The organism is Bosea sp. Tri-49, assembly GCF_003952665.1.
GTDB lineage: Bacteria > Pseudomonadota > Alphaproteobacteria > Rhizobiales > Beijerinckiaceae > Allobosea.
The window spans coordinates 1525642-1541857 of record NZ_CP017946.1 but is presented as its reverse complement, the minus strand read 5'-3'; the positions used below and the strand labels follow the sequence as shown (position 1 = coordinate 1541857).

At 63.4% G+C, this 16216-nt stretch carries 20 protein-coding genes; 9 read left to right on the top strand and 11 right to left on the bottom strand.

The genetic code is table 11. The annotated features are described in order from the left end of the window. The first annotated feature begins 6 nt into the window (after nucleotides 1-6). From BLM15_RS07515 to BLM15_RS07475, 9 genes are all read left to right on the top strand, one after another. Nucleotides 7-834 (top strand): peptidoglycan-binding protein, encoded by an 828-nt coding sequence (locus tag BLM15_RS07515; RefSeq protein WP_126111812.1) that lies wholly within the window; start codon nucleotides 7-9, stop codon nucleotides 832-834. A 43-nt stretch (nucleotides 835-877) separates the two neighbouring features. Then, the gene (locus BLM15_RS07510; RefSeq protein ID WP_126111810.1) at nucleotides 878-1192 is read left to right on the top strand and encodes a hypothetical protein; all 315 of its coding nucleotides are present in this window, start codon (nucleotides 878-880) and stop codon (nucleotides 1190-1192) included. A gap of 187 nt (nucleotides 1193-1379) precedes the next feature. Next, on the top strand, nucleotides 1380-1643 hold the full coding sequence (locus tag BLM15_RS07505; protein WP_126111808.1) for a Pam3-gp28 family putative phage holin: 264 nt from the start codon (nucleotides 1380-1382) through the stop codon (nucleotides 1641-1643). Nucleotides 1644-1654: 11 nt separating this feature from the next. Then, nucleotides 1655-2137 (top strand): hypothetical protein, encoded by a 483-nt coding sequence (locus BLM15_RS31600; protein WP_126111806.1) that lies wholly within the window; start codon nucleotides 1655-1657, stop codon nucleotides 2135-2137. Further along, complete coding sequence (locus BLM15_RS07495) at nucleotides 2124-2489, top strand: hypothetical protein (RefSeq protein WP_126111804.1); 366 nt, start codon at nucleotides 2124-2126, stop codon at nucleotides 2487-2489. The genes BLM15_RS31600 and BLM15_RS07495 overlap by 14 nt, the downstream gene beginning before the upstream one ends. A 169-nt stretch (nucleotides 2490-2658) precedes the next feature. Then, nucleotides 2659-2958 (top strand): PepSY domain-containing protein, encoded by a 300-nt coding sequence (locus BLM15_RS07490; protein ID WP_126111802.1) that lies wholly within the window; start codon nucleotides 2659-2661, stop codon nucleotides 2956-2958. A gap of 35 nt (nucleotides 2959-2993) precedes the next feature. Further along, nucleotides 2994-3536, top strand: a complete 543-nt coding sequence (locus BLM15_RS07485) for a hypothetical protein (protein WP_126111800.1) — start codon at nucleotides 2994-2996, stop codon at nucleotides 3534-3536. Nucleotides 3537-4551: 1015 nt separating this feature from the next. Beyond that, complete coding sequence (locus BLM15_RS07480) at nucleotides 4552-4815, top strand: DUF6894 family protein (protein ID WP_126111798.1); 264 nt, start codon at nucleotides 4552-4554, stop codon at nucleotides 4813-4815. Nucleotides 4816-5413: 598 nt separating this feature from the next. Continuing rightward, entirely contained in the window at nucleotides 5414-8020 is a 2607-nt protein-coding gene (locus tag BLM15_RS07475) for a hypothetical protein (RefSeq protein WP_126111796.1), read from the top strand. A gap of 12 nt (nucleotides 8021-8032) precedes the next feature. Here the strand turns inward: BLM15_RS07475 and BLM15_RS07470 are convergent, their stop codons facing one another. The 11 genes from BLM15_RS07470 to BLM15_RS07420 form a co-directional block, all read right to left on the bottom strand. Further along, on the bottom strand, nucleotides 8033-8281 hold the full coding sequence (locus BLM15_RS07470) for a DUF7696 family protein (RefSeq protein ID WP_126111794.1): 249 nt from the start codon (nucleotides 8279-8281) through the stop codon (nucleotides 8033-8035). Nucleotides 8282-8330: 49 nt separating this feature from the next. Then, complete coding sequence (locus BLM15_RS07465; RefSeq protein WP_126111792.1) at nucleotides 8331-8660, bottom strand: hypothetical protein; 330 nt, start codon at nucleotides 8658-8660, stop codon at nucleotides 8331-8333. Between the two features lie 44 nt (nucleotides 8661-8704). Beyond that, nucleotides 8705-9301: a hypothetical protein gene (locus tag BLM15_RS07460; protein WP_126111790.1), complete on the bottom strand. Its 597-nt coding sequence runs from the start codon at nucleotides 9299-9301 to the stop codon at nucleotides 8705-8707. Further along, nucleotides 9298-10269, bottom strand: a complete 972-nt coding sequence (locus BLM15_RS07455; protein ID WP_126111788.1) for a DNA cytosine methyltransferase — start codon at nucleotides 10267-10269, stop codon at nucleotides 9298-9300. The genes BLM15_RS07460 and BLM15_RS07455 overlap by 4 nt, the downstream gene beginning before the upstream one ends. Further along, complete coding sequence (locus BLM15_RS07450) at nucleotides 10269-10640, bottom strand: hypothetical protein (RefSeq protein WP_126111786.1); 372 nt, start codon at nucleotides 10638-10640, stop codon at nucleotides 10269-10271. The genes BLM15_RS07455 and BLM15_RS07450 overlap by 1 nt, the downstream gene beginning before the upstream one ends. A 95-nt stretch (nucleotides 10641-10735) precedes the next feature. Then, the gene (locus tag BLM15_RS07445) at nucleotides 10736-11239 is read right to left on the bottom strand and encodes a DNA N-6-adenine-methyltransferase (protein WP_126111784.1); all 504 of its coding nucleotides are present in this window, start codon (nucleotides 11237-11239) and stop codon (nucleotides 10736-10738) included. 272 nt (nucleotides 11240-11511) lie between these two features. Then, the gene (locus BLM15_RS07440; protein WP_126111782.1) at nucleotides 11512-12288 is read right to left on the bottom strand and encodes an amino acid ABC transporter ATP-binding protein; all 777 of its coding nucleotides are present in this window, start codon (nucleotides 12286-12288) and stop codon (nucleotides 11512-11514) included. Beyond that, nucleotides 12288-12941 carry an amino acid ABC transporter permease gene (locus tag BLM15_RS07435; RefSeq protein WP_126111780.1) on the bottom strand — a complete coding sequence of 218 codons (654 nt, stop codon included), beginning with the start codon at nucleotides 12939-12941 and terminating at the stop codon, nucleotides 12288-12290. Before BLM15_RS07435 ends, BLM15_RS07440 begins: the two co-directional genes overlap by 1 nt. 2 nt (nucleotides 12942-12943) lie before the next feature. After that, entirely contained in the window at nucleotides 12944-13603 is a 660-nt protein-coding gene (locus BLM15_RS07430; RefSeq protein ID WP_126111778.1) for an amino acid ABC transporter permease, read from the bottom strand. Nucleotides 13604-13621: 18 nt separating this feature from the next. Further along, nucleotides 13622-14467, bottom strand: a complete 846-nt coding sequence (locus BLM15_RS07425) for a transporter substrate-binding domain-containing protein (protein WP_126111777.1) — start codon at nucleotides 14465-14467, stop codon at nucleotides 13622-13624. A gap of 126 nt (nucleotides 14468-14593) precedes the next feature. Then, nucleotides 14594-16135, bottom strand: a complete 1542-nt coding sequence (locus BLM15_RS07420; protein ID WP_236846602.1) for a M81 family metallopeptidase — start codon at nucleotides 16133-16135, stop codon at nucleotides 14594-14596. Between the last annotated feature and the right edge of the window lie 81 nt (nucleotides 16136-16216).

The following is a 16216-nucleotide window of genomic DNA, read 5'->3' as shown; positions in this document are numbered from 1 at the left end:
AATCAGATGATCCCCAACGAGGTGCAAGCCGCGCTGGTCGCGCTCGGCTATTCGGTCGCGGTCGACGGCGTGCTCGGACTGAAGTCGCGAGAGGCGATCAAGGACTTCCAGGGGCGGCATGGGCTGAAGATCGACGGCGTCGCCGGGCCGCTGACGATCGCCAAGCTGCACGAGATGCTGGCCCGCGAGACAGCCCAGGACCGGCCCGGCATCCTGACGCCGACGATCATCAAGACGGTGGCGCCAAAGGCACGGGCAGATATCGTCGAGGCCCTCGCGGGGTCTGTGGCGCCGTTCGCCTCGGTCGGGATCGTCACCAAGCTGCGGACGGCGCATTTTCTTGCGCAGATTGCGACAGAGACAGGCGGCCTCACGGCGCTCGAGGAGAGCCTGAACTACTCGATCGAAGGGCTGCTCAAGACCTTTTCGCGCAAGCGGATTGCGAAGGCCCAAGCCGAGGCGCTCGGACGCAAGCCAGGGCGGGCTGCCGATCAGGAGGCGATCGCGAATGTCCTGTACGGGGGCGCCTGGGGCGAGGCGAACCTCGGAAACACCAAGCCGGACGACGGCTGGCGCTATCGCGGCGGCGGACTGATGCAGACCACCGGCCGGGCGAACTACCGCCGCGCCGGCTACGAGGCCAATCCGGAGGCGCTCCGCACGCCCCGCGGTGGCCTCGCGGCGGCGCTGACGTTCTGGTCTAACAACGATCTCAATCGCGTCGCCGATCGCGACGACATCACCGCACTGCGCAAGGTCGTCAACGGCGGAACAAATGGCCTGCCTGAGGCCAAAGCCTATCTCGCCAAGGCCAAGAAGGCGCTCGGCATCTGACCCCGCTGGCGGCCGGCTGCCGTCCACCTCCAGGAGCACACCCATGAAGAACCGCATCCTCTTTGCGGGCGCTGTCGCTTGCGCGCTCGCCCTCGGCGGCTGCCTCACATCAATCGACGCCGAGATCGCCAAGATCAGCGACCGGCTCGCGGCGCGCTGTGTCGAACTCCAGACGGCAGTGACCGCCGTCGATTTGTTGGCCCCGGAGAAGGTCCGCGCTGCCACTGCTGATGCGCGCGGTGTCTTCGACCGCTTCTGCGCCAAGCCGCCGCGGACCTCGGCTGAACTGCTTATCGCGATCGCCGACGTGATCCGCGCGAAGCAAGCTGTCGACGCCGCCAAGCGCGCTTCGACTTAACGCATTGCCCGCTCAGAGTATCGGCAGCGCGATAGCAGTCCCGATCGCTATCACTAGCGCCACCCTGAGCCACATCGCGCGCAGGTTACTGGCCATCAACTTTTCCATCACGACCGCAACGTCCTCACCACGCACCACCGGCGAGCGTAGCGGCGAATTTTCGTTTCGTCATCTCCAGGGGAATCTCATGAACGAACAGGTCCTCAGCTTCATCCGCACCCTCGTCCAGTCCGGCGCCGCCGCACTGGCTGCGAAGGGCATCATCGACGAACAGGGCGCGACGGTTCTCGTCGCTTTTATCATGTGGGCAATCCCGACCGCCTGGGGGCTGTGGGTGCGCCGCAGGGCCGGTCTCGTCGCTTCCGCCGCAGCGCTGCCGGAGGTCAAGACGATCGTCACGACACCGGCGATGGCGGCCAAGGTCGATGATCCTTCCGTCACGGCTCGATAGGGCAGGGCGTGATGCCCCATCGCGACAAGCCGCTCCCGGTCAGGCTCTATCTCGGCATCCACGACCATTTCCCGGCGAGGCGGTCGGAATGGGTGTTGGCCGGGATTTTGATCGCTTGGGGCTGGATACTCCTTAAGCCAACCGAGAGCTTCGGCGGGAATCCGGCGTGGGCTCAAATGGCTGCGATGATGAGCGAGGACGCGTGGGGCAAGCTCGCCATTGCGATCGGCACCTTTCGCCTGCTGGCGCTGATCATCAACGGCACCTTCGCCCGCACCTGGTATGGCCGCTGGTCACCGCATGTCCGGGCGCTGGCGAGTTTTCTCACCTGCTTTCTCTGGTTCCAGATCAGCTTTGGCTTGTTCAACTCCGATGCGGCGACGACTGGCCTTGCTGTGTATCCCGGCCTGCTTGTGCTCGACGCGATGAACATCGTCGCTGCGACGCGAGACGCCGCGAGCATGGACAAGGCTGTGGCCGATGACGGATCCTAGCGCGCTCTCGACTGAGAACATCATCGGCACGCTGATCGCCGGCATCGGCATCGGCATCTACGCCCTTCGTGAGTACTTCAAGACCCGCAAAGCGCCAGCCTCGACGCAGAACGGCGACCGGATGATCCCTGGGATCACGATCGCCGACATGCAGCCTATCCGCGATCTCAAGGACGAGCAGGCGAAGACGACTGCAGCCGTTGTCCGTGTGGCAGACGCGCTGGAGGGCTTGCTCGAGCTCACCCGCGAACGGGCCGCGGACGAAGAGATCATGCGACGCGCCGAGATTCTGGCTCAGCAGATGCTCAAGCAGCTGCCAGGCGCGAAAGGCGCGACGCGCTCGTCGCGCTGAACATTCGGAACCGACGGCCTACTCGCGCGTTTCCGAAGCCTCCTTTGACCAAGCCACCTCGGCCCCGCTGGCACCCGCCGGCGGGGCTTTTTTCGTTCAGGGAACAAGTTTGCTTTGCAGTCGTTTCCTCAGGCAGTGGCCTAACCTGCTCTAGATTAAGGAGATTCCCATGCGCAACGTGCTTGTCACGTCGATCTTGTGCGCCTTCGTTTCAACTGCCGCGCTCGCGCAAACATCGACAACTTCGCCGACACCTTCGCCAAACGCGCCGGCCGACGCCAACGCCCCGCTGCCGGGCGCCAACAGTTTCACCGAAGGTCAGGCCAAGAGCCGCCTCGAAGCCAACGGCTACACGAACGTCACCGACCTGAAGAAGGACGACAACGGCGTCTGGAAGGGCAAGGCCACCAATGCCGGCGCCCAGGTGAACGTCTCGGTCGATTACCGCGGCAACATCGTCAAGAACTGATCGTTCCCTGTCCGCCACGATTTTTGGAGAACTCCATGACCCGCACCATCACCCGTTCTTACGACGACTACGACACCGCCCGTTCGGTGGTCGAGCAGCTTGAGGCCTCCGGGGTTTCGAGCAGCAACGTCAGCCTAATGGGTCGCAACGGCGATACGGACGAATCCAACGCCGGCGAGGGCGCCGGAATCGGCGCTGGCGTCGGCGGTGCAGCCGGCCTGCTCGCTGGTCTCGGCCTGCTCGCCATTCCGGGTGTGGGACCCGTAGTCGCCGCTGGTTGGCTGGCCGCTACTGCAGCCGGCGCCGTCGCTGGCGCCGCGGCTGGCGGTTTGGTTGGCTCTTTTATCAAGGAGGGCCACGACGAGGACGAGGCAAATTACTATGCCGAGACGGTCCGGCGGGGCGGTTCGGTGGTCTCGGTTCGCGCCGAACCAGCGCAGGAGGCCGAAGTCGAGGCCATCCTTGATGGCGCGACCCCGATCGATCGCCACACCCGCATGGCGCAGTATCGCCAGGAGGGCTGGACGCGCTTCGACGAAAAGGCCGATCCGTACCTGCGCGGGCAGGCCGGCATCTGACTTAGTTTCCGCTTACAGGCCTCCGGAGTTCGCTCCGGGGGCCATTTTTCTGAGGTTACGAGCGCTTTTCGCTTCAGTCTCGAGCGTTTGGAACCGGCCTCGCCTTCGTGCGTTTGATCAACTTCCGAAAGCCAACTCTCGGCCCTTCTGGCATTCGCTGGGAGGGCTTTTTTTGAGCTACCGACCCAGTGTCGCCGCTTCCATGATGATGCAACAACCAAGTGCAACAGCAGCGAGCGCGATGAGGTAAAGCCAGCTCTCTCCCGGCAGCCTCCTCATGACATATTTCCAGTGATAAGTGCGCCTATGGTCCCGAACGATGCCGTTTTCATCGCTCCACGACCCTGACGTTCTCGCCCGCGCCCTGCGCCTCTGAGGCCGCTTGGGCGGAAATCGAACAGCGGGGACTTTGTTCCGACGATGCGGAACGCGACCGGACGTGGTTGGCTTACCTGGTAACCAACCACCTGCGCGATAGCGACGATGAGAGCGACTTGGGCCAGAGGGCCGTTGCTCGGTTCGCCGAAGAGGTGCGGAACCGCGGGTAGCCTGCTAGCTTGACGCTGGCGCTTCGACTGCCGGCGCCATGTCTTTCGCCGTTGGTCAGCAACCCCAGCCGCCCCAAGCGGTCCATCGGCGAGGCAGAAATTCAAACAGCGCCCCGTCGGCTCGCGCCGGCGGGGTCTCTTTGTGCCTCTTGCCCAAGGTTCGAATAGTTCTAATGATTCCGAGCTTGGGCTTTTCGGGGGAAAGGGATGCCATTCTCATCACTGACGGATCCAGTGAAACTGGCTTGGGCTGGCGCGGCACTGAAGGCCGCATGGGAAGAGGTCAGGACAACGCTGCCAGATCAACGTGATGAGCGTGAACGAACTCGATTGGCCTATATCGTGGCCAGCTTGGTGACGCTCGCAGTGAACGAGGACGACCTCGCTCGGCGCGCTATCGAGCGTTTCCTGGCGAGATAGCGGAACTTGATTGGATGCGGCGCATTCCTCGCTAGAGGAGCCGCGCTATGCCTAAATACCGGGTGACGACAAAGGATCCTGGCGGTTCAGCCCGCCAGTCAATGGACTTCCCAAGCGAGCAAGCCGCGACCGATGACGCACAGCGTGCGCTGGTCGACATGGCGAAGGAAACTCTTCCGAACGGCGAGCGAGCTCGCTTCAAGGTACGGGTTCAAGATCAGGCCGGTGATGAGGTCTATCGCGCTTCGCTCGACTTCAAAGGTCGCGGCCGAAGAAAAACCGGAGGACCAGAGGAACCGGCCGACGACTAGCCAGTTCAATGCTCGGCGCTGGTTGGTCCCTCGCGCCACGCCTCTCGCCGACGGTCAGCCCCCCCGTTCCTCATCGGCGAGAGGCAGTCCGCTCAGATCCTCTTGCTCGTCTTGCACCGGCGGCGGTTCAGGACACCTTGCGCCCCGAGGAGTTCTTGTCTGAATAATCGCCTTGCTTTACGCGCCGATCGTCGGCGTCTTGAACGGGCGCCTCTTTGGGTCGCTTCTTCGGCGACGTGCTCTTTTGGGAGCCAGCTTTCGGCGCGCTCGTGCTGCGGCTTGTTTCCTTACTCACGTCGACCTCCAGACTTGTCCTGACTGTTCGAAGCTCAACTGTCGGGCCGCAGGAGCGTTCCGCGTGGCGGTGTAGCCTTCTGATTCCTATGCCCGGCTTGTGTCCAACTTGTCGGCGATCGCCTAGCCGCGTGACCGGCTGCCCCTTTGGGCGTTCCGTTCCTCGACTGGCCCGACGTCGCGCGCGCGGTCCGGGCGTTTTCGTGTTTGTAGGATCGCCGGCATTCGATGATCCCTATTGACCTGGCGATTGCTGGAGCTAGCACTTTGAAGACACCAACTTCGCCAGCGGGATGACCGGATTTTGAGCTACGCATTCTCAGACGGCAATCCCGTTCGGGAACTCATAGTATTCCTGGCGGTGGTTACTTTCGGCGTCTGCTTCATAAAGCTCTTGCGCCTTGCCGGAGCTGCCGAATCACGCGTACTTACGTCTGCAGCGAGCTTTCTGCGAAAAAGGCGAGCGTTCGCAGAGCATGATTTTACTTCAGAATTTGCGAAAGTTGATCTCGCTCGGATCGCGGTCGGCCTCCTGGCTACTATCCGATATGGCGAAATCTTCTTCAGCGGCTGGGTTATTGGAAGCGCTGAAACCATGGCGCTGGCCGGCGCTATGGTGTTGATGGCGCTGTGGGTGCTGGTCGGATTTATGACGCCGCTTGCAGTCTTCGTGCTCATGGCGACGTCGAATATTCTCGTCGATAACCTCCTCGGTGCATCCACGCTCGGCACGATGGTCATGTCGATCGTCCTGCTCCTGCTCCTGCTCGCGCCGGCTGGCCGGCGTCTATCGGCGGATAGCTTACTCGTCGCGCGGCACGGATTACTCGCCAGGACTGTCTTATTGCAATGGCGGATTACAGGCGATCCAAGCAGTGACCGCCTCGTCATTGCAAAAGCTGCTGCGCTTTTTGCGTATTACTGCGTCTGCATCTATTCGGTCACGTGGCATCTTCAAGACGAGGCTTGGCTTTCAGGCATGGTCATTGCCTGGGTCATGCTCTCGCCTATGTCCAATCCGCAGCTGCACGAGCAAGTATGGAGCTTATATCAAGCCAGTCCGTGGCTCGTCGTGACGCTGAGCCGCATTTCTATCTATGGCATGTTCGCGTGGTATATTTTGGTCCTGCCCGGATTAATCATGGGCAAGGTGGTCCGCGCATTCGTGATCTGGTGGGGGCTCGCCTTTTTTCTGATCAGTACATTCGTTCTACCGCTTAGATTCTTGGGTTGGTACGAACTCGTTTTCTGGTTTGTGCTCTTCTTCCCTGCTCGATGGCTTGTCAGAGGGGTCACTGCTCGCCAGTCACTTCCGACGGCCGATCAAGCTCGAGCATGGCCAGTCATGGTATCGAGCCTGCTGGTGGCGTTGGCGGCTCTGTCGCTGGCGTTCTTCGTGCGGCTTCCGGTGACCGGTTCCGACGACAATTCGAGTTCATTGTCGCGCCTCTCCCAGGCGACGATAGGTGCGGCCCCGCTGGGTTTCGGCGTCGGCAAGATCAACGTGTTCAACGAAGGCGATCTGCGCCTGTTCCGCACGAGCATGTCGTTTCGGTTCAAAGATTCTGATAAGCGCACTATCGACGTTCCCGAAGATATAACGTCCATAAGCGCCTGGACTGATCGGGAATACTATCAGGCGGTCGCATATCTACGGGCAATGTCACGGACAAATATCGGCTGCGACGCTTCGTATATCGCCAAGCTGGGCGATATATTCAAGGAGGCTGTGTTCGCCGATGTGGCCGGGTTCAATGCCGAGTTCGCGGTTGTATCGTTCACTCTTGATCCGTGGCCCAGCAGCGATGATCTCGCCAACTACAGACCAGTGGCTACCGATAAGAAATTGTTGTGCAAGAGCGTGTTCGAATTGCCAACAGGCAATCTGCTTTCTCTCAAATTCGCTCAGGTGGGTTTGGACGAAGCATTAAAGAGATCTGATCTGCCTCGGATATTTTCTGCTTCCGGGATGTCGTTGGCGTTGTCCTATCCGTGCCGCGCTGATTCTGCATGGATTAATACATTGGTTGAGACGAATCGGCGCTTCGTGACGAACAGGGCGCTGGTGGCTGCAGCTCTTGATCTCATCCCGGAACGCTATGGCGAGTTCGAACTCTCTTGTGCAGCGCGCGTCTTTGCCGTGACGGAACGCGAGCCGCGGCTTGCCGATCCGACCGTACTACTAGGCAACCCGGCGAGCTGCGCGGCTGGTCTTGTGCTCCTGCGGGAGTTCCAAAGGATCGATGCTGGACTGGGCAGTCTTAAGCCCGAGATCGATGCAACCCTCGCTGTGGCGGAGGGAGCAGAGGCCGCAGGGAATTGGGCAACCTGCGTTGCGGCTGCCGCGACCGGACGGGAGCGTGTATGGGCGGCGATGCTGACCGCACAGGCGGTGACTGGCCGTCCGTCACCTCTCGAAATGGCCCAGGCGGATATGGACGAAGCACTGAAGAAGACGAATCTGCCGCGCGTCTTTTCCGCGTCCGGCGTTCGTTTGGCGCTTTCCTATCCGTGTCGGGCTGATACCGCTTGGATCAATACGCTCGTCGAGACGGATCAGCGCTTCGTGACGAATAAGGCGCTGGCGGCCGCGGCGCTCGATCTCATACCGGAAGGGCAGGGCGAGTTCGATCTCGCTTGCGCTGCGCGCGTCTTTGCTGTGGTCGAACGTGAGCCGCGGCTTGCTGATCCCGCCGTGCTGATGGGCAACCCTGCGAGTTGTAGAGCCGGCCTTGCACTCCTGCGGGAATTCCAGGGGATCGATGCCGGACTAGGCAAGCTTAAGTCCGAACTCGATGCAAATCTCTCCGCGGCGGAAGGCGCTGAGGCCGCTGGGAATTGGTCGACGTGCGTAGCGGCTGCCGCGACCGGACGCTCGCGCTTGTGGGCAACGATGCGGGCCGCCCATTGATGCCGATCATCTTCAGTTCGTCCGCCCGCGCAGGATCTGCTCCATCCGCTCCAGATCAGCCTTCAAGGCGTCCGCACCAGCCTGACCGCGAATAGCGGAGAGCGGCCGGCCATCACGGCCATCCTCTGGCCTGCCCGAGCCGTTGAGGAAGCGAAGCCGCTGACCTGCCGGCATGGCGAGCAAAGTGTCGACCTCGCATTGTCGCGCCCATTCGCTCGACCAGGTCGAGACTTCGCGACCGGCGAGGTGGGAGTAGGCCATCGGATGGTTGTCGAGGTCTCGTGTCGTCAAAGTCCGCACTGGTTGAGCCTCAGTACCGCTTGGCCTTCGCCCGCGCGTCAACGAGCTCCACGTGCTTGATCCATTGCAGCCATCTGTCATCGCCAATCGCCGGGCGATACTTATCCCAAGCCGATCGGAACGCCTTCGCGGCATTCTCGCGGGAATCCGCCAAGCCATGTTTGGCAACACCAGGCGAAGGGTACTGTACCGTCACCGACCATTGCCACATCGGCTTTGGCATGGTGCCCTGGTAGACAATGGACCCAACGTAGACGCCCTCGCTCGTCACCGTCCAGAAGTACTCGCGGTTCTTCTCGTCCTCATCGTCAGGGTAGGTGCGGGAGAGGATCAGGCTCATGCCGCCAGTCTATGGCCTCTCTGCGGAGAGGGGAACGGCCTGTCCTATTTGCCGGCATCCCGCAGGTTCTGCTTCTTCTCCTCGTCTGTGAATGCGCGCCCGTGCCTGACTAAATTGGCGGCTACAGCGAGCGCGATCCGAGATTGCGGGAAACGGGAATAAGGACTTTCCTTGGCCATCTCCTCGACTAGTTTTGCGAGGCGCTCGCTACCAGGCCTCTTTTGCAGCGCCTCCACCGCCTGCGCGAGCTTGGCTTCTGCGGCGCGGCGGGCCTCCTGAGCCTCGATGTAGTCCGCGATCACAGGAAGTCGCCGCGCCTCGTCTCTCTCTCGCTCGACCCTCTCGATGGTGGCGCGCTGGGATTCGATCAGGGCGAGCAGTCCGGAGACGCCGGACGGGGAGCAGCGGGCGATCCAGTTGGCGATTGCCTGCTGTGTCAGCATCTCCCGTTCGGCGTTCGGCTCTGAGCGCGCGATGGTCGTCAGCTCGACCACTGACTGCCATGCCGGTTCCGGATAATCAGAGACGACCTGAAAGCCGAACCGGCTCGGCCGCCAAGGCCCCGGCGTCACGCCTTCCATAGCCTCGCGCCATTCCGCGACCACCTTCTCTGCCTCGGTGGGGGTGGCGGACGTGGTCATGCTGCGGCCCTCTCGATGTCTAGGAACGCGCCGATCACTTGGGCTGCCGGCCTCGGGTCGATGGCGTTTCCGAGGGCGCGCAACTTAGCCACTCGGGCGGGAATCCGAGTTCCCAGCCAGCGAACTCGGGGTGGAGGGAGCCGGCGCCATCTTCCATCGGGGCATTCGACATATTGGCCGCCGCCGACACTTGCGACGGCGGCGGTGAACCCCCGGCTCCGAAACTCATGTTCGGTCCACCCTTCGCCCCATCCGAGGCTCGCAGGGTGCTCCACAGAGCGAGGTTCACGATCTGCGTCGTCAGGCTCTCCTGCGAACCCTTCTTGCCGCGGCTCCGATCTTGGTAGCCTTGCCGGGCCTCCGACGACACGACCGTCTTGTAGAGGGCGAGGACGATCTTCCTGATCGCAACCTGGCCCGCTGAATTCCCGGCCTCGTTCTGCCCGTTCTTTGCTGGGGCATTGGAGGTCATAGTCGGCCACAAACCAAAAACGATCTCGGAAATGGTCCGCACCCGCGCTCGCGGCTTCCATCGGGATTGCCCCCACGGCGTAACCCATGGCGTCCAGATCACTTCGCACGCTGGCGAGCCATTCAGCCGCTCCCGCAACCTGTTCTCCAAACACTGTTGGAGGTAGTCGCTTCTCGATAAGCCGCCCGAATTCTGGCCAAAGGTGGCGGGTGTCATCGAAGCCCTTGCGCGACCCCGCGACGCTGAACGGCTGACAGGGGCAAGAGCCCGTCCAAAGAGGTCGGTCGTCGGGCCAGCCGGCAATGCGCAAGGCGAGAGGCCAGCCGCCGAGTCCGGCGAAGAAGTGGCAGCGGGTGTAACCCTTGAGGTCGTCGGGGTGGACATCGGCAATGCTTCTCCGGTCAACGTCGCCAGGCGGCAGGAGCCCTTCCGCGATCAGGTTCTCGATCCACTCTGCGGCGTAAGGCTCGATCTCGTTGTGGTAGTCGCGAGCCATCACCGCGCCTCCCCTGTGCCGGGGGCGGGGGTGGGCGGAGGCAACAATTTCGTCTCTTCGAAGCGCTGGATGACGGTTCGGCCGTCGTGCGTGACCATATGAGCGAGAAACACGGCCTCGACCGGCATCAGGCCGCATTCGACGGCAGTGACTTGGCCCTTCACCCAATCGCGTAGGATCGAGTTGACGGCCACGAGCCCTTGGTCGAGCGCAGCAGCCTCGTGTTGCGGCTTCGTCCGCTTCATGCGGCTATTCCAGGGGTTCTCTTTCAAGAACCACGCCGCCCAGCCGCGAGCTGAAGCCTCAAACTGGATCTGGCGCCCGCGATGCTCGAAGGCCAGCAGGATCGACTTGTCCTGAAAGCGCTCCATGAAGCCGACGCTCTCGCAGCCCATGCGGCGTAGGAGCTTCGTGATCTCCTCGCGAGCTGCCGCGCCGGAGGTTGCGCTGGCGTACGGGACAGCGCTCATAGCCCCTCCCTCCGGTCTGAGGGGGCGAACGCGACGCCAAGGCCGAAATCTTGTGCCTGGTAGAGCGCAGCGACAGCCTCGCTACCGAGCGCCATCAGCGTGGTCCCGTTACCGGGTTGCTCGCCGATGCTGCCGTCAGGGCGCTCGAACTCGATCTTGGGCGAGACGAACAGAAGCAAGTCCATCTGCGGAGCGGCCCATTGCCACCAAGGCGCCGATGTCCGATCCGGCATGAGGGCGATGCCGTTGCCGTGCTGAATGAACTTGGTCATCCAAGCGATCTTCGACCGCTGGTGCCCGTAAGGTGGGTTCATCCAGACGAAGCCGACCCAATCGGCCTCAAGGCCACGCGACGAAAGCCAGCGGCTTGTCGGCACGTAACGCGGCCCTTCGATGGGCGCCGCCACGTCCAGATCGAACCGCACGCCAAGCGCCTCGAATACGTGCGCGGGCGTGAACCAGTCGTCGCTCTTGTCGACGATGTTGCCATGTTCTCCCATCGGCTCAGCCCTCCACCGGGGGAGAAGGGAGAAGCGACGGCGTTACAACTCGCGTCGGAAACGAGCCTGTTACGGCATCAGAATTTGTAACGGAGCATTGGCGGAATTGGCCGTGCTCCGGCCTGTCACGCCGGAGGTCGCGGGTTCGAGCCCCGTCGCCCGCGCCATTTCAAACGATTTCCCAGAACCTTGCATCGATTGTTTCGCATGCGCCGAAGGTATTCGGCGCGACGTCTTTGACATGCAGATGACATGGCCCGCCGGCCGCCGCGTCAATGTCGCGTGGTTCGCAGGAACTCGGCGAGGCGCGCGTTCTTCGGCGCGCCGAATATCTGGGCGGGTGGCCCGTCCTCGACGATGCGCCCTTGCTCCATGAAGACGACGCGGCTGGAGACGTCGCGGGCAAAGCGCATCTCGTGCGTCACAATCAGCAAGGTCGCGCCGTCGTCGGCGATCCCTTTCACCGTGTTCAGGACCTCCTGCACGAGCTCGGGATCCAGCGCCGAGGTGACCTCGTCGAGGAGCACAAGCTTGGGATTCATGGCGAGCGCCCGCGCGATGGCGACGCGCTGCTGCTGGCCTCCGGAGAGCTGGCTCGGATAATGGTCGGCGCGCGCGGCGAGGCCGACGCGGGCGAGCCAGTTTTCGGCGATGGCGCGCGCTTCGGCCTTCGGCAGCCGCAAGACCTTGCGCAAGCCGAGCATGACGTTCCCGGCGGCGCTCAGATGCGGAAACAGGTTGAAGCTCTGGAAAACCATGCCGGTCATCGCGCGCTGGCGCGACAGCTCCCGGTCGCCCAGCCGCTGGCGCCGGCCATTGCCCGCGCGATAGCCGATCGTCTCGCCATCGAGAACGATGTCGCCGCCCTGATACTCCTCGAGCAGGTTGACGCAGCGCAGCAGCGTCGTCTTGCCCGAACCGCTGGAGCCGATGATCGAGACGACATCGCCCTGGCTCAGCTCGAGGTCGACGCCCTTGAGCACTTCGGTTGCGCCGAATTGCTTCTTAAGGCCGCGGATAGCGAGGAGGGAGGGCTGCTTGTCATTCATCAGGGCTGCCCCACGCGTCTTTCGACGGCCTTGCCGAGTTGGTCCAGGACGATGTTGATCGCGAGGTAGAGGATCCCGGCGAAGACATAGAACTGGATGGTCATGAAGTTGCGGCCGATGACCTCCTGCGTCTTGAGCAGGAGTTCGCCGACGCCGATGATGGAGAGCAAGCTGGAGCCCTTGATCAGCTCGACACCGGTGTTGATCCAGGGCGGCAAGGCCGAGCGAACCGCCTGCGGCAGCAGCACATAGGCGAGGAGCTGAGGATAGGTCAGGCCGATGCTGCGCCCCGCCTCGGCCTGGCCCGGCGGGATCGCCTGTAGCGAACCGCGCATCAGCTCGCCGATATGGGCGCCGGCGAAGAGCGCTAGTGCCAGGATGCCCGCCTGCGTCGGGCCGAGGCTAAGGCCTGCGACTGCCGGGATGTAGTAGGCGGCGAGAATCAGCACGAGCACGGGCGTGCCGCGCATGATGTCGACATAGACGCGGAACGGCAGCCGCAGCCACCACGGCGCATAGGCGAGCTGAATCCCGACGATGACGCCGAGCAGCGTGCCGAGCAGGATCGAGGCGGCTGCGCTCCCGATTGTCAGCAGCAGGCCGTCCCAGAGGGGCCAGCGGGCGATCCAGAGCTGATCGAGGAAAGCTTGCATGGTCAGAACTTCGGGAAACGTCGTTCGAGACCGCGGAGAAGCGCCGCTATGACCACGCAGGCGGCGATGTAGAGTCCGCTCGCCACCGTCCAGGTTTCGATTACGCGGAAGGTGTCGACATTGATCTTGCGCGCCTCGAAGGTCAGCTCCGGCACGGCGATGGCGGCGGCGATCGAACTGTCCTTGAACATCCCGATGAAGGTATTGCCGAGCGAGGGCAGGGCGTTGCGCAACATGATCGGCGCCACGACCGAGGTGTTCGTCTGCAGCCGCGTCAGGCCGATCGCCCGCGCCGCCTCGATCACGCCCTTGGGTACCGAGACTAGCCCGGCCCGGAACACCTCGGTGAGATAGGCTCCGGAATAGAGCGCGAGCGCACCGGCAAAACTTTGATACTTGTCGAGCGTGATACCAGCCTGGGGCAGGGCGAAATAGGCCAGCAATACCAGCACGAGCAGCGGCAGGTTGCGGATCAGCGCGACGTAAGTAGCCGCGAGGCCACGCAGCACACGATAGGGGCCGACGCTCGCGAAGGCTGCCAGCAGGCCCAGCACCGTGCCGATCGCGACCGCAACGACGGCAAGCCCGAGGCCGATGGCCAGCCCCGACAAAAGCTTGTCGAAGCTGGCCCAGACGGCGCCGAAATGCAGCGAATACTCCACCGGGAGACTGCTCCCGGCTCAGCGGAATTCCTGCGGGAAGCCGATCTTGGGCTCCGGCGGCGTCTCGCCGAACCAGCGCTCATAGGCCGCCTTGTAGACTGGGAAAGTCGTCCCGGTCATCGACTCGCGCAGCGCGATATTGACGAAGTTGAGCCAGTCCGGGTCGCCCTGCTTGACGATGCAGGAATAGGTCTGCGGGTTCCAGCTATAGCCGGAATCCACATAGCGGCTCGGATTCTGCTTCATGTAGTAGCGCAGCGACGAGGAATCGGTGGCAGCAGCCTGGGCACGGCCCGAGTTCAAGGCCTGGTACATCAGGTCGACGCTCTCGAACTGGTCGACCTTGGCCTCCGGCAGTGCATCCTTGACCATCTTCTCGGCGAAGACGTTCTGCAGCACCGAGACGGTGACCTTGCTGCCGGCCGCCTTCATCGCCGCGTAGTCGGCATAGGGGCCGCCAGCGACGAGCATCAGGCTGACGCCCTCGCGGTAATACGGAACGGTGAAGGCGACCTGCTGGGCGCGGGCGGCCGTCACGGTCACGAACTGGCAGGCGATGTCGACCTTGCCGGTGACAATGTTCGGAATGCGGGCGTCGGAGGCCTGGTTGACGAACTCGATCTTGTTGGGATCGTCGAAAAGGCCCTGCGCGACGATCCTGGCGATCTCGATGTCGAAGCCGACGAGCTCGCCCTTCTCGTTGCGGAAATGCCAGGGCGGGTTGGTGCTGCCGGTGCCGACGACGAGCTTGCCGCGGCTCAGCACCTCCTTGAGCTTGCCCTGAGCCGATGCGTCGGTCGCGGGAAGCAGGGTGCAGGCGACCACGCCGAGCCCGGCGGCGATCTTCATCAGATTTTGAAACATGGCATCCCCTCCGCCTGTCGTTGGAAACCGCTCGATGGCAGGCGCTGCGACAAGCAGACGACGCATCGCCTTCCTCGAACAAGATGCGCCTGTTCCGCGAGAGGAAACAGGGCTTGCGAGCTGCACCTAGGCGCGGCTCGCCTCAGCGTGGATCGGAAAGACCGGCCGGCGCAAACGCGTATAAGGCAACCCGGCGATCTTGCTGGTGCAAGGGCCCGGCGTCGCCACGGTGAAGCTGCCCTTGGCGATCTTGTCATAAGCGCGCCGATGCGCCACGGCGGCCTTCACGCCGATGGCCTTCAGGCTTTCCGGTTCTATGCCCTGTGAGCGGAGCTGCCCGAGATCGAAGGGCGGCGTCTTGCGGCTGGTCAGCAGCGCCGTGACGCCGGCAAACTTGACCACCACGCTCGGCCCCATGCTGAAGCGCGAGCCCTGCGAGGCGGCAAGATGGCTGTTGAGGTCCTCGAGCACGAACTCGCCATCGCTTGCGCTGACGAAGACCGCATCAGCCTCGACCGGCCCTTCGGCGATGGCGCTGCCCTTGCCGCCGATGGAGAGGCTGCGTACCTCGCCGGGCCGCGCTCCAGACATCGCAGCGACCGCTGCCGGGTCGGCGATGGCGACGGCGCAGTTCTCGACGCCATGACGCAGGAAGGCGCGCAGGACCGAAGTGCCGTCGCCGGGCGCACCGCCGCCGATATTGTCGGCCGGCTCGACGACGATGTATGGGCCGCCCGATGATCGCAGGATTTCGGCGATAGCCTCATCGAGATCCCATTCCGCCGGCAGGCCGAGCTCGCGCAGCTCCGTCGCGGTCTGGGTCAGGCGGTCGAGCGCGTCTCTGGCGGTGGAGTCGGGCCCGGTAAACGCGACGGCGAAGGCGACGCCGGCCTCAGGCACATCCGAGAAGGAATAGCCACCGACGACGTTCGCGACCCAGATCGCAGGGTCCTCCTGCTCGATCCGGCGCGCCAGTGCTTCCAGGTCCTTCATCGGCCGGTCGGCCGTGCCGGTTCCGGTTGGTGGCCACATCACCGGCGCATTGCATGAGAGCATGCGCGGCAGCTCGCCTTCGTTCAGGGTGCGTGCCAGCAATCGCGCCGAACGCACTGCGGAGTCTCGCGCATCGATGTGCGGGTTCTCGCGATAGGCGACCAACGCGTTGGCATGCTGCGCCATGGCGGCGGTGAAGTTGGCGTGCAGGTCGAAGACGCCGAAGACCGGCAGAGTCTGGCAGCCGGGCACCGAGCGGATATGGGCGAGCAGCGCGCCCTCCGGATCGGGGTTCGCGCTCGTGACCATTGCGCCGTGCAGCGCCAGCCAGATGCCGTCGAGGCCGCCCGCGGCGAGTGCGCCTTTCAGCCCTGCATCGAACTCAATAAGGAAGCGCGCGAAGACGGCGTGATCGACGGTGCCAGCGGGCAGGGCGGTGTAGTCGACTGTAGGCACGACCTCCCAGCCTTCCGCCTCCGCGACTTCGAGGAAGCCGTCCGCGGTCGAGCCGTCACCGCGCCGCTGCAGCAACTCTTCACCCTGGCGGATGGTGAAATCGGTGAGGCCGGTGATCTCGTCGACGAAGCTGTGCGTCTCGTGGAAGAGCGCTCCGAGCAGGATGCGGCGGCGTTGCGACATGGTCTCGGCGGCTCCCTGCAGGCGAAGCAAGAGCATCTCGGCGGCTCGCCTGTTCCGGATCAAGCCTGCATTGTTCCACTCCAGGGAACGCAGGTCCTTTGACAGGGCAGGCGCGAT